Below are 19,817 nucleotides of genomic sequence, written 5' to 3'. Positions count from 1 at the left end.
ACCCAGTGGACGACACGATCAGCACCGCCGCCGAGGCACATGAACAAAACGCCTTGCCCCGTCGGCACGAGGTTCACGCCGACCCCGAGGCCCCCTGCAATACCGACGTCCCCCAAGAGGTCACAGCCAAGCCTGTCCAACAGAAAAGCCCCGCCGAATGGGCCTATGAGCGGCTGATTCTGTACATCCAGAATTTCGAACAGCAGTTGGACAACGAACACGAGATCGCCATGGGCTTTGCCGGTGGGGATGCCGGTGTGCTGCGGATCGAAGGCATGGGCTATTTTGACCCTGATATCGTCACCTTTTATGGCAGCGACGAAACCGGTGCGAAAACCCAGTTGATCCAGCATGTGAGCCAGCTGAGCGTGATCCTGCGGGCGCTGCCCAAACAGCCGCAACAGATCGAGGCCAAACGGATCGGGTTTCGTCTGGCGCAAGACCTGAACAACAGCTAGCGCAGCGCCCAATCCAGCGCGTCCTCCAGCCGATCATCACCCCAGAACAGCTCGTTATCTGGCGTGGTGAAGCTGGGCGCGCCAAACAGGCCCAGTTGCTGCGCCTGTTCCGTGGTCTGGCGCAAACGGCCCTTGATCGCTGGATCGGTGCGCGCGTGCGCTAGCAGCGTATCGGGCTGGCCGATTTGGTGCAGCACAGTCGCCAGCACCTCGGGGTCGCTGATATCAGCACCTTTCGCAAACTGCGCAGAATAAACCCCGCGCACAAAATCCGGCCCCCAGTCCTGTGTGACCCCAAGGGTGGCGATCCGCGCGGCCATTAGCCCGTTTTGTGGAAACTGAGGGGGGCGCTGAATTGGCGGCAAACCCTGTTTTTTGGCCCGCCGCGCCAAATCGCGCCACATGTACCGCCCCTTGGTCGGGTAGATGTTGAACGGAGAATCATTCATCCCCTGCGCGGCAAAGATCGGACCCAACAGAAACGGTCGCCACACCACTCGCACCCCTCGTTGCGCGGCCAAATCTGCGATCCGCATGGCGGAGAGATAGGAATAGGTCGAGGCGAACTCGAACCAGAAACTGATTTGGGGGGTCTGTTTGCTCATTTCATGCCTCCGTCCCTGGCAACAGTCTGGGCACCGGGTCGGATTGACGCAACCGGCCAGTTGCGACCAAGGGTGGTCTTTTCACGGGATGACAGGCCCAAAAAAATCGGCTAGTCACGGTTTGACCTAGGACTACTGCAAGGAAATGCGACATGGCAGAGCATAAGCACGGCGAAATGGACATCGAAGTTCAAAAAGAAACCTTCGACGGCTTCATCAAGTTCACCACCTACTCGGTCTATGTGATCATCGCCGTTCTGATCTTCATGGCGCTGGTGAACAGCTAAGCCATCGCGCTTGGGGACCCCGGTCATGCGTAAATGGTTTCTGATACTCGCGGCGGTCGGTCTTGCGGCCGGGTGCTCGGTTAAGCACGATCCGCCGGTGACGGATCAGCAGATTGTGAATGCCACGTATCGGCATGACGCACCGCCCGAGCTGACGCTGTACACGATGATCAGCAATGCGAACGGGTCCGGGGCGCATACCTCTTTGATGATCAATGCCAGCCAGCGGGTGATTTTCGATCCGGCTGGCTCGTTCCGCGACAAGGCGATCATCGCGCGCAATGACGTTGTGTATGGCGCGACGCCCTATGTCGAGGACGTCTATACCCGGTTCCACGCGCGCAAGACCTATCACGTTGTGATCCAGCGGCTTCAGGTCTCGCCTGAAGTGGCTGAACAGGCGCTGAAACTGGCGCAGGGCATGGGTGAGGTCACGGATGGCCATTGCGCTCAGTCGACCTCGACAATCCTCAGCCAGCTGCCCGGGCTGAATGTCTCGCCGACCTATTATCCGAAAAAGCTGATGGCGCAGTTTGGCCAAGCCCCGTTGCTGAGCACCCAAAGCCTTTACGAATACGACGACGACGACAAAACCAAGGCGCTCAAGGCATACGACCCGGAAAAAGCGCGCGCCAGTTTCGCCCGCATCAAGGCGCGCGAGGCGGCCAAGAAAAAGGCCGAGTGAGCGCCCGTTCCGGCGCTTAGCCCATCAGATACAGTGCCAAATACAGGCTGGACGCCCCGGTAAAGATCGCGGCCAGCGTATTCTTTGTGACGTAGCCCACGGTCACCGTGACCAGCGCCGCGATCATGCGGGGCGCATCCAGCTGACCGCCCGTCGCCGCGGGCCAGACAACCGCAGGCGCGACCAGCGCGGGCAGGATTGCCACGGCCGTATAGCGCAGATGCCGCAGAATCCATTCAGGCATCGGGCGCTCGCCGATCAAGCCGGTGAACATGAAGCGCAGGCCAAAACTGCCCAGCCCCAGCAGGATGATCACGGTCCACAGGGTGGTGGTGTTGATCTGCTCCATCACGTGGTTTCCTGTTTGCGGGTGGTCCACAGCTCGACCTGAGCGCCAACCATCATGGCGCCGATCCCAGCCACCATCAGACCCAAATTGAACGGCAAGCCATTAAAGACCAGCGCCAGAACGACCGAGGTCAAAGCCGCGGCGCGGTGGGCTGCGGTGTGCAACATCGGGGCGATCAAGGCCAAAAAGGTAATGGGCACGGCGAAATCCAGCGCGAACTCGGGCGGGATCGCGTTGCCCATCAATGCGCCGACCAATGTGGCCAGATACCAGAACGGACAGACCGGTGTGACCACCCCAAAGAAATAGCTCAGCTTGGCCCCAATCGACCAATCCGGGTTCTTTTCAAAAGTCGCGACAGAGCAGGCATAGCTTTGATCGACCGTGAAATAGGCCACCACGGCGCGCTTCCAGAGGGACGCCCCGCCGATATGTGGGGTCAACGAGGCCGAATACATCGCCATCCGCAGATTGACCGCCAGCGCCGAGGCCAGCACCACCAAGGTTGGGGCGCTCTCGGACAGCAACTGAACGGCGGTGAACTGGGCGGCACCCGCGATCACCACGATCGAAAAACTGAGGGTTTCCAGTACGTTCAGCCCGGCCTCGGTGGCGACCACGCCAAACAACAGGCCAAACGGTACGATGACCAGCAAAAACGGCAATCCGTCGCGGAACCCTTTCCAAAAGGCGGAAGAGCGGGTTGTATCGCTCATGGCGGCACCCCAAATCTAGTGAACGGTTAAGGGGTATCGGCAGTGCAGGATGGATGCAATGACAGTGAAAGTTGACGTTGGGTTCACACAAGAGGAACGGCCTGAGGTCGCCGCGCTGTACTGGCAGGCGTTTGAGGGCAAGCTGGGCTTTGCCCTGGGGCCCGCAGAACGTGCTTTGCCCTTTATTTCCAAAGCGCTGGACCCGACACATGCCTTGGTTGCGCGGGCGGATGGAGTGCTGCTGGGGGTGGCCGGGATCAAGACCGACAAGGGCCGGCTTGTGGATGGGGATTTCAGCGACATGCGGGCAAGCTATGGCCTGTTTGGGGCCCTGTGGCGCGTGGCGCTGCTGATGGTGCTCGAACGGGACCTGGAACCCGGCGTTTGCCAGATGGATGGGATTTTCGTGAACGCTCGCGCCCGTGGTCAGGGAGTGGGAACCGTGTTGCTCGAGGCCGTTGCAGACCAGGCACGCCAGTCCGGGGCGCGTGTTGTGCGCCTGGATGTGATCGACACCAACCCACGGGCCGAGGCGCTGTATCGCAAGCGCGGGTTTGTCCCGGTCAAGCGCGAGCACACCGGTCCGTTCAAATGGATTTTCGGATTTGGATCGGCCCTGCGGATGGAACGCGCGGTCTAGTCAAACATGCCCGTCACACGGCCTAACAACATAAAGGCACGGGCCGTGCGGGTATCAGACAGGTCCACAATATCGGCATCCGACCCGGTTTCACAGAAATCGGCCAGCATCTTATCGAATCGGCGCAGGAAATGGTGGCCGGTGTCGCGAAAGATCGGGTCTTGCTTCATCCGCCCGGCCGTCAGAGCCAGCGACGAGCGATCGCGGATCCCGCCAAGGGCGGCGATTTGACGGCCACGTTCGCCCTGCGCAAAGCGGCGCCAGATTTCAGGGCGGGCCCGGTCGGGACGCAGATCGTCCATATAGATGCCGTCCTGGCTGAGCAGGGTCAGGATGTCCTGTGCGGCCTGGATCAACCCGGCGGCCTGACGATCCTTCAGCGCCTTGCGCAATGCGGCAAAGCCTTCCTCGTCCTCGGCGGTTTCAGGGAAGTTCAGCGCCCGGATGAAATCTCCGCGCTCCAGCGGCGGGGCCAGATCTTCGGCTGGGGTGCCCAGCGGCAGGGGAGCCTGATCCTCGGGGGCGTCGGCGCCTGGCTCGGGCTTGGGGGCCGCGCGCAACAGGTCCAGCCGGTCGCGATCCCGGCTCGAGGAAAAGGTTGCCAGTGCGATTTCGGTTTGCTTCTGAGCCTCGGCGATTTCTTCCAGCTTTTTCGCGATGGTCGTGTCATCCGAGGACACGCGCCCCTGCGCCTGCGCCAGATAGGTTTTGCGAATGGCGTCAATCGCCGCCTGCAAGCGCGCGCTTTCCTCGCGCATCACCCGGGACGAGCGCGCCGCCGTCGCCCCCACCCATATCATCGCAACAGGCAGGAACACGATCAACATGGTCATCAGGAATTGCAGAACGCCCAGTGAGTCCCCGGCTGATTCCCCGGCGACCTGTGGGATATCCAGAACGAAAAACACCACGCCCGAACTGACCAGCCACACGAGGCTGAGCACCAGCGCCACCACTTCGATTCCAGTCACACGTCCGCCTGTAGGGCGATCATACAGCCCCACCGGTGTCGAACGGCTTACGTCTTTGTCGGCCATTTCAGCCCGCCTGCCTGTGGTCAGATATATTCTATCTTAAGCACTTCGTAGGATTTTTCACCACCCGGAGTGCGGACTTCGACGCTGTCGCCCTCTTCCTTGCCGATCAATGCGCGCGCGATGGGCGATTTGATGTTCAGTAGGCCCTTTTCGACATTGGCTTCGTGTTCGCCCACGATCTGCCATGTCTTTTCCTCGTCGGTGTCTTCATCCACCAGCGAAACGGTGGCGCCGAACTTGATGGTGCCGGACAGCGCGGTGGGGTCGATCACCTCGGCCAGGGACAGAACGCCCTCCAGCTCTTTGATGCGACCTTCGATGAACCCCTGCTTTTCGCGGGCCGAGTGATATTCGGCGTTTTCCTTCAGGTCGCCCAGTTCGCGCGCCTCGGCAATGGCCTGAATGACGGCGGGACGCTCGATGGTTTTCAGCGTTTTCAGCTCGGTTTCAAGCGCGACATGGCCCGCGCTGGTCATCGGTATTTTTTCCATTATGCCCCTGTTTCCACGAAAAGAGCGGCGCATTGCGCGCGCCGCATCGGTTTGGTTCCCGTGGAATTACCTGACCCCAAGCCCGGATACAATGCAAGAGCCAGCGTATTTCGCAATCGAAGCAACCCAAGGCCCTGCAGGATCGGGTGGGGATGACTGGCCCGAGGTTTTGCTTTTGGATGACGTTAGGGCAATCAGTCCCAAAGACGGGTGAATTTTGTCAGACGATCCATCGAAAAAACGTAGCAATACTTACGATTTGCCGAATTAACGCCGTGTTCAAGTTGACGGACAATGCTGCAGCGCGGTAACCACGTTTGAAACAAAATTACGCGCGTGATCCAGAAGGAGGGCCACCCATGTCGGAAATCGAACGGGAAGCAATGGAGTATGACGTGGTGATCGTTGGTGCAGGCCCTGCTGGTCTGTCCGCGGCGATCCGTCTGAAGCAACTGGATGCCGACCTGAACGTGGTTGTGCTGGAAAAAGGGTCCGAAGTGGGCGCGCATATCCTGTCTGGCGCGGTTCTGGATCCTTGCGGCCTGGATGCCGTGATCCCCGACTGGAAAGAAAAAGGCGCGCCGCTGAACACGCCGGTGAAAGAAGACAACTTCTATATGCTGGGCGAAGCCGGCGAGATCCGCATCCCCAATTTCCCCATGCCGCCGCTGATGAACAACCACGGCAACTATATTGTCTCGATGGGCAATGTCTGCCGCTGGATGGCCGAACAGGCCGAGGAACTGGGCGTGGAAATCTTCCCCGGGATGGCGTGCTCGGAACTGGTCTATGGGGACAACGGCGAAGTCAAAGGCGTGGTCGCGGGTGTGTTCGGCGTCGAACCCGATGGCACCTATGGCGAGGGCACCGAGCCCGGCATGGAGCTGCACGGCAAATACGTATTCCTGTCCGAAGGTGTGCGTGGCTCGCTGGCCAAGGAAGTGATCGCCAAGTACGACTTGCAAGCCGGAAAAGAGCCGCAGAAATTCGGCATCGGCATGAAAGAAATCTGGGAGATCGACCCCGCCAAACACAAAGAGGGCACGGTTACCCACACCATGGGCTGGCCGCTGAATTCGAATGCGGGCGGCGGATCCTTCATTTATCATCTTGAAAACAATCAGGTTTACGTCGGCTTTGTGGTTCACCTGAACTATAAAAACCCGCACCTGTTCCCTTATATGGAATTCCAGCGCTTCAAGCATCATCCGATGGTCGCCGAGCTGCTGAAGGGCGGCAAACGGGTCGCTTATGGCGCGCGCGCGATTTCCGAAGGTGGGCTGCAATCCATGCCCAAGATGGTCGCGCCCGGCGTGGCGCTGCTGGGCTGCTCGGTCGGGATGGTCAACGTGCCCCGGATCAAGGGCAACCACAACGCGATGCTGTCGGGCAAAGCCGCCGCCGAGGCCGCGTTTGACGCGATCAAGGCCGAGCGCTCGGGGGACGAGCTGACCACCTACGAAAACGACGTGCGCACCGGCGCCATCGGCAAGGACTTGAAAAAAGTGCGCAACGTCAAGCCGATGTGGTCCAAGTGGGGCATGCTGCCCAGCCTGGCCCTGGGTGGTTTGGACATGTGGACCAACACGCTGGGCTTTTCGCTGTTCGGCACCTTGGGCCACGGCAAAACCGATGCGGCCGCCACCGAAGAGGCCAGCAAGCATAAGCCGATCGACTATCCCAAACCCGACGGCAAGCTGTCATTTGACCGTCTGACAAACGTCTCGTTCAGCTTCACCAACCACGAAGAAGAGCAGCCCTGCCATCTGCAACTGGCCGATCCGAACGTGCCGATCAGTGTGAACCTGCCCAAATTCGCCGAGCCCGCGCAGCGGTACTGCCCTGCAGGAGTTTACGAGGTGCTGGAGGGCGAATCCGGCCCGGAATTCCGCGTGAACTTCCAAAACTGTGTGCATTGCAAAACCTGCGACATCAAAGATCCCAGCCAGAATATCAACTGGGTGACGCCTCAGGGTGGCGAAGGGCCGAACTATCCCAACATGTAATCGGGTACGACGCAGAAAAATGATCAGAAAGCGGGGCATTTGCTCCGCTTTTTTGCCGATTGCGTGAAGGGGCCCTTGGGCGCATTGCGTTTGCTGTCAAGGACGCTAGGTTTAGGGTCCGGAAACCAGCCCATCGACGGGGAGACGCATGCGCAAACGGATCTTGGGAATGGCCTTGGCCTTGGCGATGACAGGGGCGATGCCGGGTGCAATGCCTGCGCAAGCGCAAGGCGTTGCAGGTGCATATCTGGCAGCGCGCAGCGCGGGTATGGCCAGCGACTACAAGGCCGCCGCCGAGTACTTTACGCGCGCTTTAGCGCGCGATTCTTCAAATCCGCAATTGCTGGAAAACACGGTCCTTGCACAGCTATCGTTGGGACGCATTGACCGCGCCTTGCCCGTCGCGCGCAAAATGGAAAGCGACGGACTGAACAGCCAGTTTGCCAGTTTGGTTCTGGTCGCTGACGAAGTCGCTACGGAGAAATTTCAGGATCTGTTGACGCGTCTAGAGGACGGGCGCGGCATCGGGCCGTTGGTGGACGGATTGTTGAAATCCTGGGCGCTGATGGGCATGGGGCGCGTCGGCGACGCATTGGAAGCCTTTGATGCCGTCGCGCAAGAGCGCGGCCTGGCGGCCTTTGCGTTGTACCATAAGGCGCTAGCTCTTGCGACTGTCGGAGATTTTGAAGGGGCGGATGCGATCCTAACCGAGAACGCTGGCGGTCCTCTACAATCGACGCGCCGGGGTGTGATCGCGCGTGTCGAAATCCTCAGCCAACTGGATCGTAAAGACGATGCCCTCGCCCTGTTGGACACCCTGTTTGGTATTGGAATTGATCCGTCCGTTACGGATCTGCGGGCCGCGTTGGTCGCTGGGGAAACGCTGCCGTTCAGCACGGTACAAACGCCCCAGCAAGGCGTGGCCGAAGTGTTTTTCTCGGTCGCGGCAGCGCTGAACAACGAAGCGGGCGAAGACTATACTCTTCTATATTCTCGTGTTGTCGAACATTTGCGCCCTGACCATGCAGAGGCGATCCTGCTCAGCGCAACGTTGTTGGATGCATTGTCGCAGCATGATCTGGCCGTCGCCGCCTACAAGTCTGTCCCAACCGACAATCCCTCTTTCTTTTCGGCGGAACTGGGTCGCGCAGAAAGCTTGCGCAAGGCTGACAAAACTGATGCCGCCATCGAAGTTCTAGAGCAACTGTCGCGCAGTCATGCCGATTTGCCACTGGTCTGGATCACGTTGGGGGATCTGATGCGGCAGCTGAAAAACTTTGACCAAGCAGCCCAAGCCTATGACAAAGCCATCGAAATTTATGGCGAACCCACGGCCGAGCAGTGGTTCATCTACTATGCCCGTGCGATCTGCTTTGAACGCCTGGGTGAATGGCCCAAAGCCGAGGCGGATTTCCGTCAGGCACTGGAATTGAACCCGGGACAACCCAGCGTTCTCAACTACTTGGGCTATTCCCTGGTTGAACAGAAGGCCAAGTTGGACGAAGCGCTGGCGATGATCGAACAGGCTGTCGCAGAGCGTCCGAACAGCGGCTATATCGTCAATTCCCTGGGATGGGCTTTGTTCCGGCTGGGGCGCTATAACGAAGCGATCGGCCATATGGAACGCGCGACCGAGCTGATGCCTGTGGACCCCGTGGTGAACGATCACCTGGGTGATGTTCTGTGGGCGGTTGGCCGCAAACGCGAGGCCGAATTCCAATGGCATCGCGCGCTGTCGTTTGCGAAATATGAAAATGCCTCGGGGGATGTGGATGCGGATCGCATTCGCCGCAAGCTCGAGGTCGGCCTGGATCAGGTTCTGGCCGAGGAAGGCGCTCCGCCGTTGAAAGTGGCAGATGAAACCGATTGAGGGTTTCGCCCCGGCGAAAGTGAACCTGACGCTGCATGTGACCGGCCAGCGTGCGGACGGCTATCATCTGTTGGACAGCCTGGTGGTGTTTGCGGATGTGGGGGACCGTTTGCAGGTGCAACTGGGCGAGTCGGGCTTGGCGGTTTCGGGCCCGATGGCCGATGGGGTTCCCACGGATGGGCGCAATCTGGTGCTGAAGGCCGCCGCGCTGATGGGGGTCTCGGCGCAGATATCGCTGGAAAAGCATCTGCCGGCAGCAGCGGGTATCGGGGGTGGTTCATCGGATGCGGCCGCGGTTTTACGTGCGTTGCAGGAATTGACCGGACAAATGGCGCCGCAGGCGGGGGTGTCACTGGGCGCGGATGTCCCAGTTTGCATGGCTGGCCGTGCCGCCTTTATGCGCGGGATCGGAGAGGATATTGACCCTGTTCCCGGGTTGGGCGATCTACATGCGGTTTTGGTGAATCCCGGTGTCGAGGTGCCGACGGGCGCCGTCTTTAAAGGGTTGGAACGTAAGGATAATCCGCCCATGGAGCCGTTGCCGAATGCTGACGGGATGATGGGCTGGCTGCGTCGGCAGCGCAACGATCTGGAGCCACCGGCCTGCGCGGTGCAGCCGGTGATTGGCGAAGTATTGGCGACCCTCAGACAAACCCAAGCCTGTCAACTGGCGCGCATGTCGGGCTCGGGGGCGACGTGTTTTGGGCTCTATGCAAGTCCAGAGACCGCACAAAGCGCCGCTAAGGCATTGGCCGGACATGGTTGGTGGGTGCAGGCCACAACACTGCGCTAATCGCCCGGACAAGCGTTGCGCAGTGGGTATTTTTGCCAAGAAAAAGCCGAAAGCGGCGCTTAGTTAATCCGCGCGACCACGTAGTCGGCAAGGTCGATGAGCATCTGGCGGATCGGGTGTTCGGGCAGGGCGGTGAGCGCGGTTTTGGCCTTGTCTGCCCAGGCCAGAGCGTCCTGGCGGGTGTCGCTCAGCGCGTCGTGCTTGTTCAGCAGCTCCAGCGCGTGGTCCAGATCGCCGTCTTCCTGTTTGCCCTTTTCGATGGTGCGGGTCCAGAAGGCGCGCTCGGCCTCGTCGGCTTTGGCGACGGCTTTGATGACAGGCAGGGTCAGCTTGCGCTCGCGGAAATCGTCGCCGACGTTTTTGCCGGTGGCCTTGGTATCGCCCTGATAGTCCAGCAGGTCATCCACGATCTGGAAGGCAATTCCCAGCGCGTCGCCATAGTCGAACAGAGCCTGGACCAGGGGTTCATCCGCGCCTGCAATCACGGCGCCGGATTCGGTGGCGGCGCTGAACAGGGCGGCGGTTTTACCGCGGACCACTTGCAGATAGATCGATTTGTCGGTGCGCAGATCCTGGGCGGCGGTCAGTTGCAGCACCTCGCCCTCGGCAATGGTCGCAGCGGCGTTGGACAGGATGTTCAGCACACGCAGGTTGCCCGGTTCGACCATCAACTGAAAGGCGCGGGCGAACAGGTAGTCGCCGACCAAGACGCTGGATTTGTTGTCCCACAGCAGGTTGGCGGTGGGGCGGCCGCGCCGCTGGGCGCTTTCGTCGACCACGTCATCATGCAGCAGGGTGGCGGTGTGGATGAATTCGACGGTCGCGGCCAGGTGGACATGATAGGGCCCGCCATAGCCACACATTTCCGCCGCCGCCAGGGTCAGCATGGGGCGCAGGCGCTTGCCGCCGGCCTCGACGAGGTGGGCGGTGACCTCGGGGATGCGCGGGGCGTGTTTGCTGGCCATGCGTTCACGAATCAGCGCGTTCACGGCCTCCATGCCCTCTGCCAGTTCGGCAGCCAGTTGTTCGTGTGGTTTGGTTGCGGCTTGGTCCAAGCTCATCACGGTCCCGTCACATGGCTCGACAAATCGTGTGCCATGCCCTTATTTCCCCAATTATGAAACAGCTTCTGAGTACGACAGATCCGACGATCATTGCCTTTGCCAAAGCATTGCTTCAGGGCGAGGGTATAGACTGCTTTGAAATGGACGTAAATATGAGCGTGCTTGAGGGCGGGATCGGTCTGTTTCCACGCCGCTTGATGGTGGCCAGCGATGAGTATGTCCCGGCCGCGCGCGTGTTGACGGATAACGGGATCGCGTTGGATGGATGATCTGAGCTGCGATGAATTCCTGGGAGGGCGTGTGCGGGCGTGGCAGCCCCGGCGCGGGTATCGCGCGGGGGTGGATCCAGTGTGGCTGGCGGCGTCGGTCGCGGCCAAGCCCCAGCAACAGGTGCTAGAGCTGGGATGCGGCGTCGGGGTTGCCTCGTTGTGCCTGGCGGCGCGGGTCCCTGGTGTGCAACTGACCGGAGTTGAATTGCAGCCGGATTATGCGGATTTGGCGCGGCGCAATGCCCAGGAGAACCGCGCAGAGATGCAGGTTTTTACCGCGGATCTGACGGCGTTGCCCGCCGATCTGCGCGAGGCTCAGTTCGATCATGTGATCGCGAATCCCCCATATTTTAAACGCTCGGATGGCTCGGCTGCTGACGATCAGGGACGCGACACAGCCCTGGCGGGGGCGACGCCGCTGACCGATTGGGTCGATGTGGCTGCGCGGCGGTGTCGGCCCAAGGGCTATGTGACCTTTATCCAGCGGATCGAGCGGTTGCCCGAGTTGATGAGCGCCATGCAAGCACGACTGGGAAGCCTGGAGGTGTTGCCGTTCCTGCCCCGCGCCGGACGGGCGCCTCAGTTGTTTTTGATCCGCGGACGCAATGGGGGACGGGCGGATTTTCGGCTGCATCCGGGTGTTGTGGCGCACCAGGGCGACGTCCATCACGCTGATGGCGAGGACTATACACCGCTGATGCGCGCGGTGCTGCGTGACGGGGCGGGGTTGCCGTTCTAAGCCACATCTTGCCGCACCTCTCAAATTTGGTCGAAAAATGCTGCGCTGCCGCGTGACAGACGGCAATTCTTGTGCTGCACTTGTCATGCTTTATTTACATTGAGAGGAGAATGCCCATGAGCTTGAGTTCGCACGTTGAGGAACTGAAGAAGAAACACCTGTCCCTCTCGCAGCGAGTCGAAGAAGCGCAACGCGCGCCTGGCTCCAGCGACGCTGAAATCGCCGATCTGAAGAAGCAGAAACTGCGCCTCAAGGAAGAAATTAGCCGTTTGGAAACGGTCTGATTAGGATTTAAGGCTGGCGCGCGCGGCCAAGGCCGCGCCGCCGGTGATCAACAGGGCAGAGAGCGCCAGAACCCAGCTTGGGTCAGCCACGCCCGCCCCCACCAAAACCAGGGTCGACAGCAACGGGGCCGCATAGGACGCGACGCCAAGTAGCTGAATATCCCCGCGTTTCACCCCAATATCCCACACATAGAACGCCAGCCCGACGGGGCCCATCCCTAGGGCGATGGTCGATCCCCACCCAACGGCGCCAGCCGGCCATACGGTCTGTTCCATGGCCAGATGCAGGACGGCCGACAGGATCGCAGTGGCAACGCAAAAGATCGCGACGGTCTCGGTTGGGGCGTCCCCCAATCGGCGCGACAGGACCGAGTAGCTGCTCCACATCAGGGCGCATCCAAGCGCCAAAACATAGCCGGGCAGGGCCTGGGCATCGAACCCCGCGCCGCCTCCGCCGATGATCAGCGCAGCCCCCAGGAACCCGATGATACCGCCAAGGATGTGCCCACCCCTGAGTGATTCGCCCGGCAGTAGGCCCGAAAACAACACGATCAACAGGGGCCAAAGATAGGCGATTAGCCCGGCCTCGGCTGCTGGCGCCAGGCGCAGGGCGCTGAAATACAGCGCGTGATAGCCAAACAATCCGATGGTGCCGAAGATGTAGACCTTGAGTGGAACGCGCCGCAAACGGGCGAAACCACCCGTGGCCGCAGTCCAGATCAGCCCGATTGTGCCCCCAATCGCGAAACAGATCGCATTCAGCAACAAGGGGGGCGTCGGCGCGGATCCGACGGTAAAGAGCGCCAGAAGCGCCCAAAGCAGAACAGCGACAAAGCCGATAGCAGTAGCGCGAGAGGTGCTCATTCTTTGGGGATGTCCTCGACCGGGATGATGTCAAAACCGTCCGAGATATGCGCGGTTTTTTCGATCTCGGCAAGAAACCAGTCGCGGAACGCTGCGACATGTGGGCGTTTTTCGGCCCCTCTGAGGCAAAGAAAGCGAAACCGTGCCTGCGTTTCAATCGCCAGCTTAAAGGGAGTGACCAGGCGGCCCTCCATCACGTCCTTGATGATCATCGGGCGACGACCCAGTGCGACCCCAGCCCCGGTGACAGCAGCGTCGATCGCGTGATCCGCATTGGAAAAGTGCAAACCCCGGCTGGGTGGAAATTTCAGCCCGGCGGCGCGGAACCATGCGGGCCAGTCGCAGCGCGGATTTAAGAAGTCGATCGAATCATCGTATAGCAGCGGCGCATGTTCCAGGCTTTCGGGGGTTGGAAACTGTGCGGCCAGCTCGGGTGTCATGGCCGGGGTTAACCATTCCTTGCGGGCAGGCACAGAATACAGATTGTCATAGTCGTCATAGCCAAAACGGATCGCCACATCGACGTCGTCGCGTTCCAGGTCGATGATCTTTAACGTGGCCGAAAAGCGCAGCTCGATTTCTGGGTGGGCCCGGGCGAATTCAAACAGGCGCGGCGCCAGCCATTTCGCGGTCAGGGCAGGGCCCGCAGTAATGGTCAGCGTTGTATCATCCAGCGACCGCCGGGTGGTTTTCCAGGCCGAGGCCAGGGATTGAAACCCATCTGCAGTGCCGGGCGCCAGTGTTTTCCCGGCTTCGGTCAGCTCGACCGCGCGGTTGAGTCGGCGAAATAGCGGCGCTCCTAGATGCTCCTCAAGCGATTTGATCTGAAAGGACAGCGCGGCCGGGGTTACGTGCAACTCCTCCGCCGCTTTGGCGAACGACATGTGGCGGGCGGCGGCCTCGAAGGCGCGCAGGGCGGTCAAAGGCGGAAGGCGATCAGACATATCACTTAAGTACAGCTTAACTGAAACGGTGAAAAGTCTCGTTTGTAGGTTTCTCAGGTTGGTCCCATATTGAGGATAGTTAAGAAAACACGCAGCCGAAGGAGGCGCAAATGTATGAAGCGACTGCAACCGCCCGCACCCGAGATGCCCTGGCCAAAGCCCATAGTGAGCGCGGCGCGGCGCTGCGTTGGTTGGTAAAGGCCCTGTTCCATTCCAGAGCAGACGCCAAAGATATTCCGCTGAGCGCTGCTCTTACGGGATCGCCCCGCTGACCCGATCCGGGACTTACGAGGCACGAAAAAGGGCCGGTCGAAGGACCGGCCCTTTGCGTGTCTGAGGATAAGGATCAGACGAAGAATTGTGCACCGTTGGCCGCGATGGTCGAGCCATTGATGAAGCCAGCGTCATCAGCGGCCAGGAAGGACACGCAGCGTGCGATTTCCTCGGGCTCGCCCAAACGACCGGCGGGGATGCCTTTGATGATCTTTTCACGGACCGATTCGTCGATCGCCATGACCATTTCAGTGGCGATGTAGCCGGGGCAGATGGCGTTAGCAGTGATGCCGAAACGCGCGCCTTCCTGGGCCAGCGATTTCACGATGCCCAGATCGCCCGCTTTGGTCGCGGCATAGTTGACCTGACCGGCCTGACCTTTCTGGCCGTTGATCGACGAGATAACCACAACGCGGCCGAATTTGCGCTCGCGCATACCGGCCCAGACGGGGTGAACGGTGTTGAACACGCCGGTCAGGTTGGTGTCGATGACTTCTTTCCACTGCTGAGGGGTCATGCGGTGGAACATGGCGTCGCGGGTGATGCCCGCGTTGGCCACGACGATGTCGATGGCGCCCAGCTCTTCTTCGACCTTGGCGATGCCGGCGGCGCTTTCTTCGTAGTCGCCGACATTCCACTTGTAGGTCTTGATGCCGGTTTCCGCGGTGAACTTGGCGGCTGCTTCGTCATTACCGGCATAGGTGGCTGCGACGGTGACACCATCCGCTTGCAGGGCTTTCGAAATGGCTGCGCCGATCCCGCGCGAACCGCCGGTGACGAGTGCTACTCTGGCCATGGTCTTCCTCCAATTTGGCGTAATATCTTGGTAACTCTGTTACTCTGTATGCATTCATAGCGCAATATTATTGCGCGAGAAAAACTGCTTCCAAACTCAATTTTTTCGCTTTTGCAGCATTGCAGCGCCTGAATTTGGAACAAAAAAGGGGGCGCCATGTCGGCGCCCCCGGATCAACGGTCAAACCGTCAAATTCCTTAGGGGCGCTCGAGGCACATGGCCACGCCCATACCGCCGCCGATGCACAGCGTTGCCAGGCCTTTCTTGGCTTCACGGCGCTTCATTTCGAACAGCAGAGTGTTCAGAATCCGGCAGCCCGAGGCACCGATCGGGTGACCGATGGCGATTGCGCCGCCGTTCACGTTCACGATCGACGGATCCCAAGCCATGTCCTTGTTCACGGCGCAGGCCTGCGCGGCAAATGCTTCGTTAGCTTCGACCAGATCCAGGTCGCCAACGGCCCAACCAGCCTTGTCCAGGGCTTTGCGCGAAGCATAGATCGGGCCAACACCCATCACCGACGGGTCCAGACCTGCGGTGGCATAGGAGGCGATGCGGGCCAGGGGCTCAAGGCCGCGTTTTTCAGCTTCTTCGGCGCTCATCAGCAGCACGCCAGCGGCGCCGTCGTTCAGGCCCGAGGCGTTCGCAGCGGTGACCGAACCGTCCTTGGTGAAGGCCGGGCGCAGCTTTTGCATGGCTTCCATCGTGGCGCCATGGCGGATGTATTCATCCTTATCGACGACGATTTCACCCTTGCGGGTCTTGATGGTGAAGGGGATCACCTCATCGTCAAATTTGCCTGCTTTTTGAGCAGCTTCTGCCTTGTTTTGCGAGGCAACGGCGAATTCGTCCTGCATGTCGCGGCTGATCTGCCACTGGTTGGCGACGTTCTCAGCGGTCTGACCCATGTGGTAGCCGTTGAAGGCGTCCCACAGACCGTCGCGGATCATCGAATCGATGTATTTGACATCGCCCATTTTGGTGCCTGCGCGCAGATGCGCGACATGGGGGCTGAGGGTCATGTTTTCCTGACCGCCCGCAGCCACAATATCTGCGTCACCCAGCTGAATGTGCTGCGCGCCCAGCGCGACAGCGCGCAGACCCGAGCCACACACCTGGTTGATACCCCAGGCGGCGCTTTCTTTCGGCAGGCCAGCGTTGATGTGGGCCTGGCGCGCCGGGTTTTGACCCTGGCCGCCGGTCAGAACCTGACCCAGAATTGTTTCAGAAACCTCGGATTTGTCGATGCCGGCGCGCTCTACGATCGCCTCAAGCACGGCAGAACCCAGATCGTGCGCAGGGGTGTTTGCGAAAGAGCCGCTAAACGAACCGACTGCCGTACGGGCTGCCGAAACGATTACAACATTGGTCATGTTCATCCTCCACCAATTGTTTGGCCGAGGAGCGCCGGGCGCGCAGTGTGCGGGCCCTGGACTCCCCGCCTTACGTCACGTCATAAATCAATGGCTGCATTGCGGCAACTGCGGAGAATTGCCGCGCCGCAGCAAGGTTTAGGCGTGTTGGCGGGATTGGTCTTCTGGCTTTTCTTTCCAAGGGGGGCGAATGGTGGGTGCGCCAAAGTAATATCCCTGCAGGCAATCCACCCCAATTTGCTGTAACCACTTAACATCTGCGAAAGATTCCACGGATTCCGCGACCGTGAACATGTCGAATTGTTGCGCAATGGCGACCATCGCTTTGGTCAGGACTTGATTATCCGGGTCCGTATGGATGTTGCGAATAAATTCACCATCGATTTTCAAGATGTCGAAATAGAAGTCACGCAAGTACCGAAACGAGGTATAGCCCGAACCGAAATCGTCCAGCGCAAAGCTGATTCCCTTGCGTTGCAGGTCAGACATAAAGCTGACCACCAGTTCAGGCACCGTCATCGCCGAACGTTCGGTGATTTCAAGGATCAGGCGTTCGGCCACGGTTGGGTCCGCCCGCAGACCGCGTTTCAAGGTCGACATCCAGCGCGTATAGCCAATCGAGCGTGCCGACATATTGATGGACAGCCGAATTTGCGGTGTTTCGCGCAACACCTGCAGCCCTTTTTCCAGCGCAATGCAGTCAATTTGGCGGCCCAGTTCAATCTCTTCGATCTGATCGATGAAATCGCGTGCTGGAATGATGCGCCCGGTTTCGTCAAACAACCAAATCAACCCTTCGTAGAAGGCAGGTTGCGATGGGCGGGCGGTTTGCACGACCGGCTGATAGGCCAGCGCGACCTGTTTGTGATGAACGGCTTCTTTGACCATCTGAATCACCCCGGCATCCCGCGCGGCCACGGCCGCATCCAGAGGGGATTGCTGGTCTGGGGACACCTCATTCCACTTTTTACCGTTCCGCTTGCCCACAATTCTCTCCGGGTTTTTGACATGGACACAATGCGGCCTCAGACCTTAGCAGATGTTTAATATTCGCATTTTGTTCTAATTTGGGCTAAATACTCTGTGACTGGCGACGGAGACCGAAAATGAGCGAGCGATGTGGCTGGGCTGGGCCCGATCCGATCTACTTGGACTACCATGATACCGAGTGGGGCGTCCCCGAATATGACAGCCGCGCCCTGTGGGAAAAGCTGATTCTTGACGGGTTCCAGGCGGGGCTAAGCTGGATCACAATCCTAAAAAAACGTGACAATTTCCGCGAGGCTTTCCAAGGCTTTGATCCAAATACCATCGCTCAATGGGGCGAGACCGATGTCGAACGGCTGCTGCAAAACCCCGGCATCGTGCGGCACCGGGGCAAGATCGAGGCAACCATCACAAATGCCCGCGCCTGGCAGCAGATCGAGACGCGGGAAGGCTTTGACCGTTTCTTGTGGAAATACGTGGACGACAAACCCCTGCAAAACCAATGGGTGCAAATGTCGGCTGTTCCAGCGTCGACAGAAATTTCCAAGCAAATTTCAAAAGATTTGAAGAAAGCCGGGTTCAAGTTCTGCGGTCCCACCATCGTCTATGCCTTCATGCAGGCCTGCGGGATGGTGAATGATCACCTGATCGGGTGCCCCTGCCATGCAAAGGTCGCCCAAATGGGGAAAAAAAGTCCCTGGAAATAAGAATGTTGCCTGCCGCCAGCCCTAAGGCCAAACGTCGTGTTCGCGACGCAGGTATTCTACTGCAAACTTGTCTGCGTCCTCCCGGCCATACCCCGAATGCACAAAATGTCTAAGCGACGAAACCTTGTCAAAAATCCCGTCGGAATAGACAGGCCTCGCAGTGTCATGGGCCCAAATTTTGGTCCCGTTCAGGTAGGCCATCCCAGACAGCCAGACATCATCAACAGTCCAAACAATGTCGGGAATCTCGAAGGCTTCCGCAGGGATCGCCCGCGAAGGAACAAGGGCTCCTAAAAAGCCCTCGAACACGTCGACATAGCCTGGTGTTTGAAACAGTTGCCGGGCCGGGTGCCATTGTCCCAGCGACGCGGCCCTTTTCAGACGATACGATCCTGTGCGCCCGCCTTTGGCATTTGGAACAGCGCGCGGCTGGTCCAGTTTCGTACTGAGAGGGCCGAACCTGTCGTTTATGTTCCATCCGCGTTCGGTGAGGATGTCATCAGGCCTGGCTTTTAGGGCCGCAGCCAGCCTTTCCACCCATTTTCGATCCGGAAGGCGGTCGTCATCGCACACCAACAGATCGGCCGGCCGATGCTTCCAGCGTTTGACAGTCGGCAGAAGCTTCGTTGCCGGGCCGAAATCGACGTCACACTGATGAACGTGCACCCATTCCGGCGAAGGCGGAAGTAAAGGCACCTCTCCCGGAAATCTGCGATAGGCCCGTGGGATGTTCAGCTCGACAAAGTCCGGTCTTAGAGTTTGCCGTTCAATCGCTCTGAACTTTCGCAACAAATTCGGAAAGCGCGGCGGTATCGCGGTTAGCGTCACAATAATTGGTGTACCGGGCATGCGACCAGGACTTGAAAACAAAGGAACTTCGGGTCCTTTTAGGCGAGGCCAAAGAACTGATCAAGTCTGGCAGCTGAACGAAACAAATGCGCAGCCTCCTCAGAACTGGCGCTCCCATGCTGCTTTTTCTTGGTAAAAATACCCAATGCGCAACGGCGACAGGCTCACTCGGATGCGGACAATAGCGCAGCGATCAAGGCGCGCGCTTCTTCAGAATGCCAATCGGCATCGCCCATCAATCGACCGATTTCTTGCCCGTCGGCATTCATAACCACTGTCACCGGCAGGCCCAGTACGGCCATCTTGCGGGCGACCGCCTGTTTCGGGTCGCGGTGCAGCGGCAGGTTGGTCACTCCAATTGCCTCAAAGAATTTCTTTATCGCCGGAGGGGGATTGCGGCCGGTGGCGATGGTCACCACGGCGAAATCTTCCACGCCGAATTCATCCTGCAAGGCCGCCAGCGAGGGCATCTCTTTGCGGCAGGGCGCGCACCAGGTCGCCCAAAAATTCACCAGCAGCACCTTGCCCTCATACGCAGCCAGCGTCATTTCAGCGCCATCTTCGGTGAAAAATACCGCCTCAGGCACCTCTTTCGCGGTGGAATGCAGGTTCAGTTTCTTCATGTCACCCACGCGCAGCGCCTCCAGTGCGGCGTCAGCGGCCAGCGACGCATTTGCACCAAGCGCCAAGGCCGTATAAAGGACGATCCGATAAAACCTGTGCATGACACC

Annotated in this window: 25 protein-coding genes; 12 read left to right on the top strand and 13 right to left on the bottom strand. The window is 59.5% G+C overall.

The window, feature by feature from the left end:
* The first annotated feature begins 5 nt into the window (after window positions 1-5).
* The gene (locus ACXADQ_RS03020; protein WP_475315249.1) at window positions 6-458 is read left to right on the top strand and encodes a DUF6173 family protein; all 453 of its coding nucleotides are present in this window, start codon (window positions 6-8) and stop codon (window positions 456-458) included.
* Here the strand turns inward: ACXADQ_RS03020 and ACXADQ_RS03015 are convergent.
* Window positions 455-1,063, bottom strand: coding sequence for a DsbA family protein (locus ACXADQ_RS03015; RefSeq protein WP_475315245.1), 609 nt, complete (start codon window positions 1,061-1,063; stop codon window positions 455-457). The genes ACXADQ_RS03020 and ACXADQ_RS03015 overlap by 4 nt on opposite strands.
* Before the next feature lie 152 nt (window positions 1,064-1,215).
* Between ACXADQ_RS03015 and ACXADQ_RS03010 the strand changes: the two genes are divergently transcribed.
* On the top strand, window positions 1,216-1,350 hold the full coding sequence (locus ACXADQ_RS03010; RefSeq protein ID WP_420568357.1) for an aa3-type cytochrome c oxidase subunit IV: 135 nt from the start codon (window positions 1,216-1,218) through the stop codon (window positions 1,348-1,350).
* Between the two features lie 25 nt (window positions 1,351-1,375).
* Entirely contained in the window at window positions 1,376-2,035 is a 660-nt protein-coding gene (locus ACXADQ_RS03005) for a hypothetical protein (RefSeq protein WP_475315240.1), read from the top strand.
* Between the two features lie 16 nt (window positions 2,036-2,051).
* On the opposite strand, the gene ACXADQ_RS03000 is transcribed toward ACXADQ_RS03005, so the two are convergent.
* Entirely contained in the window at window positions 2,052-2,384 is a 333-nt protein-coding gene (locus ACXADQ_RS03000; RefSeq protein ID WP_475315237.1) for an AzlD domain-containing protein, read from the bottom strand.
* Window positions 2,384-3,100: an AzlC family ABC transporter permease gene (locus tag ACXADQ_RS02995; RefSeq protein WP_475315233.1), complete on the bottom strand. Its 717-nt coding sequence runs from the start codon at window positions 3,098-3,100 to the stop codon at window positions 2,384-2,386. Before ACXADQ_RS02995 ends, ACXADQ_RS03000 begins: the two co-directional genes overlap by 1 nt.
* Before the next feature lie 58 nt (window positions 3,101-3,158).
* On the opposite strand from ACXADQ_RS02995, the gene ACXADQ_RS02990 reads away from it, so the two are divergent.
* A complete protein-coding gene (locus ACXADQ_RS02990; protein ID WP_475315229.1) occupies window positions 3,159-3,740 on the top strand; it encodes a GNAT family N-acetyltransferase in 582 nt (193 codons plus the stop codon).
* Here the strand turns inward: ACXADQ_RS02990 and ACXADQ_RS02985 are convergent.
* Entirely contained in the window at window positions 3,737-4,777 is a 1,041-nt protein-coding gene (locus tag ACXADQ_RS02985; protein WP_475315225.1) for a hypothetical protein, read from the bottom strand. The two genes, ACXADQ_RS02990 and ACXADQ_RS02985, sit on opposite strands and share 4 nt — an antisense overlap.
* A gap of 20 nt (window positions 4,778-4,797) precedes the next feature.
* Entirely contained in the window at window positions 4,798-5,268 is a 471-nt protein-coding gene (greA, locus tag ACXADQ_RS02980; protein WP_475315221.1) for a transcription elongation factor GreA, read from the bottom strand.
* Between the two features lie 359 nt (window positions 5,269-5,627).
* Here greA and ACXADQ_RS02975 point away from each other — a divergent pair, with 359 nt between their 5' ends.
* The 3 genes from ACXADQ_RS02975 (at window position 5,628) to ACXADQ_RS02965 (ending at window position 9,937) form a co-directional block, all read left to right on the top strand.
* Window positions 5,628-7,274, top strand: coding sequence for an electron transfer flavoprotein-ubiquinone oxidoreductase (locus tag ACXADQ_RS02975; RefSeq protein ID WP_475315218.1), 1,647 nt, complete (start codon window positions 5,628-5,630; stop codon window positions 7,272-7,274).
* Between the two features lie 148 nt (window positions 7,275-7,422).
* Entirely contained in the window at window positions 7,423-9,144 is a 1,722-nt protein-coding gene (locus ACXADQ_RS02970; RefSeq protein WP_475315215.1) for a tetratricopeptide repeat protein, read from the top strand.
* Complete coding sequence (locus ACXADQ_RS02965; protein ID WP_475315210.1) at window positions 9,131-9,937, top strand: 4-(cytidine 5'-diphospho)-2-C-methyl-D-erythritol kinase; 807 nt, start codon at window positions 9,131-9,133, stop codon at window positions 9,935-9,937. The genes ACXADQ_RS02970 and ACXADQ_RS02965 overlap by 14 nt, the downstream gene beginning before the upstream one ends.
* Before the next feature lie 59 nt (window positions 9,938-9,996).
* On the opposite strand, the gene ACXADQ_RS02960 is transcribed toward ACXADQ_RS02965, so the two are convergent.
* Entirely contained in the window at window positions 9,997-10,998 is a 1,002-nt protein-coding gene (locus tag ACXADQ_RS02960) for a polyprenyl synthetase family protein (protein ID WP_475315207.1), read from the bottom strand.
* A gap of 56 nt (window positions 10,999-11,054) precedes the next feature.
* Here ACXADQ_RS02960 and ACXADQ_RS02955 point away from each other — a divergent pair, with 56 nt between their 5' ends.
* From ACXADQ_RS02955 to ACXADQ_RS02945, 3 genes are all read left to right on the top strand, one after another.
* Window positions 11,055-11,270, top strand: coding sequence for a putative signal transducing protein (locus ACXADQ_RS02955; RefSeq protein ID WP_475326025.1), 216 nt, complete (start codon window positions 11,055-11,057; stop codon window positions 11,268-11,270).
* A complete protein-coding gene (locus ACXADQ_RS02950) occupies window positions 11,263-12,009 on the top strand; it encodes a tRNA1(Val) (adenine(37)-N6)-methyltransferase (RefSeq protein ID WP_475315205.1) in 747 nt (248 codons plus the stop codon). Before ACXADQ_RS02955 ends, ACXADQ_RS02950 begins: the two co-directional genes overlap by 8 nt.
* A 116-nt stretch (window positions 12,010-12,125) precedes the next feature.
* The gene (locus ACXADQ_RS02945; RefSeq protein ID WP_475315201.1) at window positions 12,126-12,293 is read left to right on the top strand and encodes a YdcH family protein; all 168 of its coding nucleotides are present in this window, start codon (window positions 12,126-12,128) and stop codon (window positions 12,291-12,293) included.
* Here ACXADQ_RS02945 and yddG read toward each other — a convergent pair whose 3' ends face one another.
* Both yddG and ACXADQ_RS02935 read right to left on the bottom strand, forming a co-directional pair.
* The gene (gene yddG, locus ACXADQ_RS02940) at window positions 12,294-13,157 is read right to left on the bottom strand and encodes an aromatic amino acid exporter YddG (protein WP_475315197.1); all 864 of its coding nucleotides are present in this window, start codon (window positions 13,155-13,157) and stop codon (window positions 12,294-12,296) included. It lies immediately after the preceding gene.
* The gene (locus ACXADQ_RS02935) at window positions 13,154-14,101 is read right to left on the bottom strand and encodes a transcriptional regulator GcvA (protein WP_475315193.1); all 948 of its coding nucleotides are present in this window, start codon (window positions 14,099-14,101) and stop codon (window positions 13,154-13,156) included. The genes yddG and ACXADQ_RS02935 overlap by 4 nt, the downstream gene beginning before the upstream one ends.
* A 110-nt stretch (window positions 14,102-14,211) precedes the next feature.
* On the opposite strand from ACXADQ_RS02935, the gene ACXADQ_RS02930 reads away from it, so the two are divergent.
* On the top strand, window positions 14,212-14,373 hold the full coding sequence (locus ACXADQ_RS02930; RefSeq protein WP_475315189.1) for a hypothetical protein: 162 nt from the start codon (window positions 14,212-14,214) through the stop codon (window positions 14,371-14,373).
* A gap of 74 nt (window positions 14,374-14,447) precedes the next feature.
* Here ACXADQ_RS02930 and phbB read toward each other — a convergent pair whose 3' ends face one another.
* The 3 genes from phbB to ACXADQ_RS02915 form a co-directional block, all read right to left on the bottom strand.
* The gene (gene phbB, locus ACXADQ_RS02925; protein ID WP_475315184.1) at window positions 14,448-15,170 is read right to left on the bottom strand and encodes an acetoacetyl-CoA reductase; all 723 of its coding nucleotides are present in this window, start codon (window positions 15,168-15,170) and stop codon (window positions 14,448-14,450) included.
* A gap of 197 nt (window positions 15,171-15,367) precedes the next feature.
* Window positions 15,368-16,543, bottom strand: a complete 1,176-nt coding sequence (locus tag ACXADQ_RS02920; RefSeq protein ID WP_475315179.1) for an acetyl-CoA C-acetyltransferase — start codon at window positions 16,541-16,543, stop codon at window positions 15,368-15,370.
* A gap of 138 nt (window positions 16,544-16,681) precedes the next feature.
* Window positions 16,682-17,530, bottom strand: coding sequence for an EAL domain-containing protein (locus ACXADQ_RS02915; protein WP_475315174.1), 849 nt, complete (start codon window positions 17,528-17,530; stop codon window positions 16,682-16,684).
* 119 nt (window positions 17,531-17,649) lie between these two features.
* Here ACXADQ_RS02915 and ACXADQ_RS02910 point away from each other — a divergent pair, with 119 nt between their 5' ends.
* On the top strand, window positions 17,650-18,237 hold the full coding sequence (locus ACXADQ_RS02910) for a DNA-3-methyladenine glycosylase I (RefSeq protein ID WP_475315170.1): 588 nt from the start codon (window positions 17,650-17,652) through the stop codon (window positions 18,235-18,237).
* A gap of 21 nt (window positions 18,238-18,258) precedes the next feature.
* On the opposite strand, the gene ACXADQ_RS02905 is transcribed toward ACXADQ_RS02910, so the two are convergent.
* Together ACXADQ_RS02905 and ACXADQ_RS02900 are read right to left on the bottom strand one after the other, a co-directional pair.
* Window positions 18,259-19,086, bottom strand: a complete 828-nt coding sequence (locus ACXADQ_RS02905; RefSeq protein WP_475315165.1) for a glycosyltransferase family 2 protein — start codon at window positions 19,084-19,086, stop codon at window positions 18,259-18,261.
* 164 nt (window positions 19,087-19,250) lie between these two features.
* Window positions 19,251-19,811 carry a TlpA family protein disulfide reductase gene (locus ACXADQ_RS02900; protein ID WP_475315162.1) on the bottom strand — a complete coding sequence of 187 codons (561 nt, stop codon included), beginning with the start codon at window positions 19,809-19,811 and terminating at the stop codon, window positions 19,251-19,253.
* Between the last annotated feature and the right edge of the window lie 6 nt (window positions 19,812-19,817).

The organism is Thalassovita sp. ABM4_323 (assembly GCF_056158665.1).
The sequence above is the reverse complement of the archived record's forward strand: the minus strand, read 5'-3'. Positions and strand labels throughout refer to the sequence as shown.

What these genes read in the sequence shown, in the direction of transcription:
- ACXADQ_RS03015 (WP_475315245.1), bottom strand. Translation starts at nt 1,063, where the DNA reads ATGAGCAAACAGACCCCCCAAATCAGTTTCTGGTTCGAGTTCGCCTCG.
- ACXADQ_RS03010 (WP_420568357.1), top strand. Translation starts at nt 1,216, where the DNA reads ATGGCAGAGCATAAGCACGGCGAAATGGACATCGAAGTTCAAAAAGAA.
- ACXADQ_RS03005 (WP_475315240.1), top strand. Translation starts at nt 1,376, where the DNA reads ATGCGTAAATGGTTTCTGATACTCGCGGCGGTCGGTCTTGCGGCCGGG.
- ACXADQ_RS03000 (WP_475315237.1), bottom strand. Translation starts at nt 2,384, where the DNA reads ATGGAGCAGATCAACACCACCACCCTGTGGACCGTGATCATCCTGCTG.
- ACXADQ_RS02995 (WP_475315233.1), bottom strand. Translation starts at nt 3,100, where the DNA reads ATGAGCGATACAACCCGCTCTTCCGCCTTTTGGAAAGGGTTCCGCGAC.
- ACXADQ_RS02990 (WP_475315229.1), top strand. Translation starts at nt 3,159, where the DNA reads ATGACAGTGAAAGTTGACGTTGGGTTCACACAAGAGGAACGGCCTGAG.
- ACXADQ_RS02985 (WP_475315225.1), bottom strand. Translation starts at nt 4,777, where the DNA reads ATGGCCGACAAAGACGTAAGCCGTTCGACACCGGTGGGGCTGTATGAT.
- greA (WP_475315221.1), bottom strand. Translation starts at nt 5,268, where the DNA reads ATGGAAAAAATACCGATGACCAGCGCGGGCCATGTCGCGCTTGAAACC.
- ACXADQ_RS02975 (WP_475315218.1), top strand. Translation starts at nt 5,628, where the DNA reads ATGTCGGAAATCGAACGGGAAGCAATGGAGTATGACGTGGTGATCGTT.
- ACXADQ_RS02970 (WP_475315215.1), top strand. Translation starts at nt 7,423, where the DNA reads ATGCGCAAACGGATCTTGGGAATGGCCTTGGCCTTGGCGATGACAGGG.
- ACXADQ_RS02965 (WP_475315210.1), top strand. Translation starts at nt 9,131, where the DNA reads ATGAAACCGATTGAGGGTTTCGCCCCGGCGAAAGTGAACCTGACGCTG.
- ACXADQ_RS02960 (WP_475315207.1), bottom strand. Translation starts at nt 10,998, where the DNA reads ATGAGCTTGGACCAAGCCGCAACCAAACCACACGAACAACTGGCTGCC.
- ACXADQ_RS02955 (WP_475326025.1), top strand. Translation starts at nt 11,055, where the DNA reads ATGAAACAGCTTCTGAGTACGACAGATCCGACGATCATTGCCTTTGCC.
- ACXADQ_RS02950 (WP_475315205.1), top strand. Translation starts at nt 11,263, where the DNA reads ATGGATGATCTGAGCTGCGATGAATTCCTGGGAGGGCGTGTGCGGGCG.
- ACXADQ_RS02945 (WP_475315201.1), top strand. Translation starts at nt 12,126, where the DNA reads ATGAGCTTGAGTTCGCACGTTGAGGAACTGAAGAAGAAACACCTGTCC.
- yddG (WP_475315197.1), bottom strand. Translation starts at nt 13,157, where the DNA reads ATGAGCACCTCTCGCGCTACTGCTATCGGCTTTGTCGCTGTTCTGCTT.
- ACXADQ_RS02935 (WP_475315193.1), bottom strand. Translation starts at nt 14,101, where the DNA reads ATGTCTGATCGCCTTCCGCCTTTGACCGCCCTGCGCGCCTTCGAGGCC.
- ACXADQ_RS02930 (WP_475315189.1), top strand. Translation starts at nt 14,212, where the DNA reads ATGTATGAAGCGACTGCAACCGCCCGCACCCGAGATGCCCTGGCCAAA.
- phbB (WP_475315184.1), bottom strand. Translation starts at nt 15,170, where the DNA reads ATGGCCAGAGTAGCACTCGTCACCGGCGGTTCGCGCGGGATCGGCGCA.
- ACXADQ_RS02920 (WP_475315179.1), bottom strand. Translation starts at nt 16,543, where the DNA reads ATGACCAATGTTGTAATCGTTTCGGCAGCCCGTACGGCAGTCGGTTCG.
- ACXADQ_RS02910 (WP_475315170.1), top strand. Translation starts at nt 17,650, where the DNA reads ATGAGCGAGCGATGTGGCTGGGCTGGGCCCGATCCGATCTACTTGGAC.
- ACXADQ_RS02905 (WP_475315165.1), bottom strand. Translation starts at nt 19,086, where the DNA reads ATGCCCGGTACACCAATTATTGTGACGCTAACCGCGATACCGCCGCGC.
- ACXADQ_RS02900 (WP_475315162.1), bottom strand. Translation starts at nt 19,811, where the DNA reads ATGCACAGGTTTTATCGGATCGTCCTTTATACGGCCTTGGCGCTTGGT.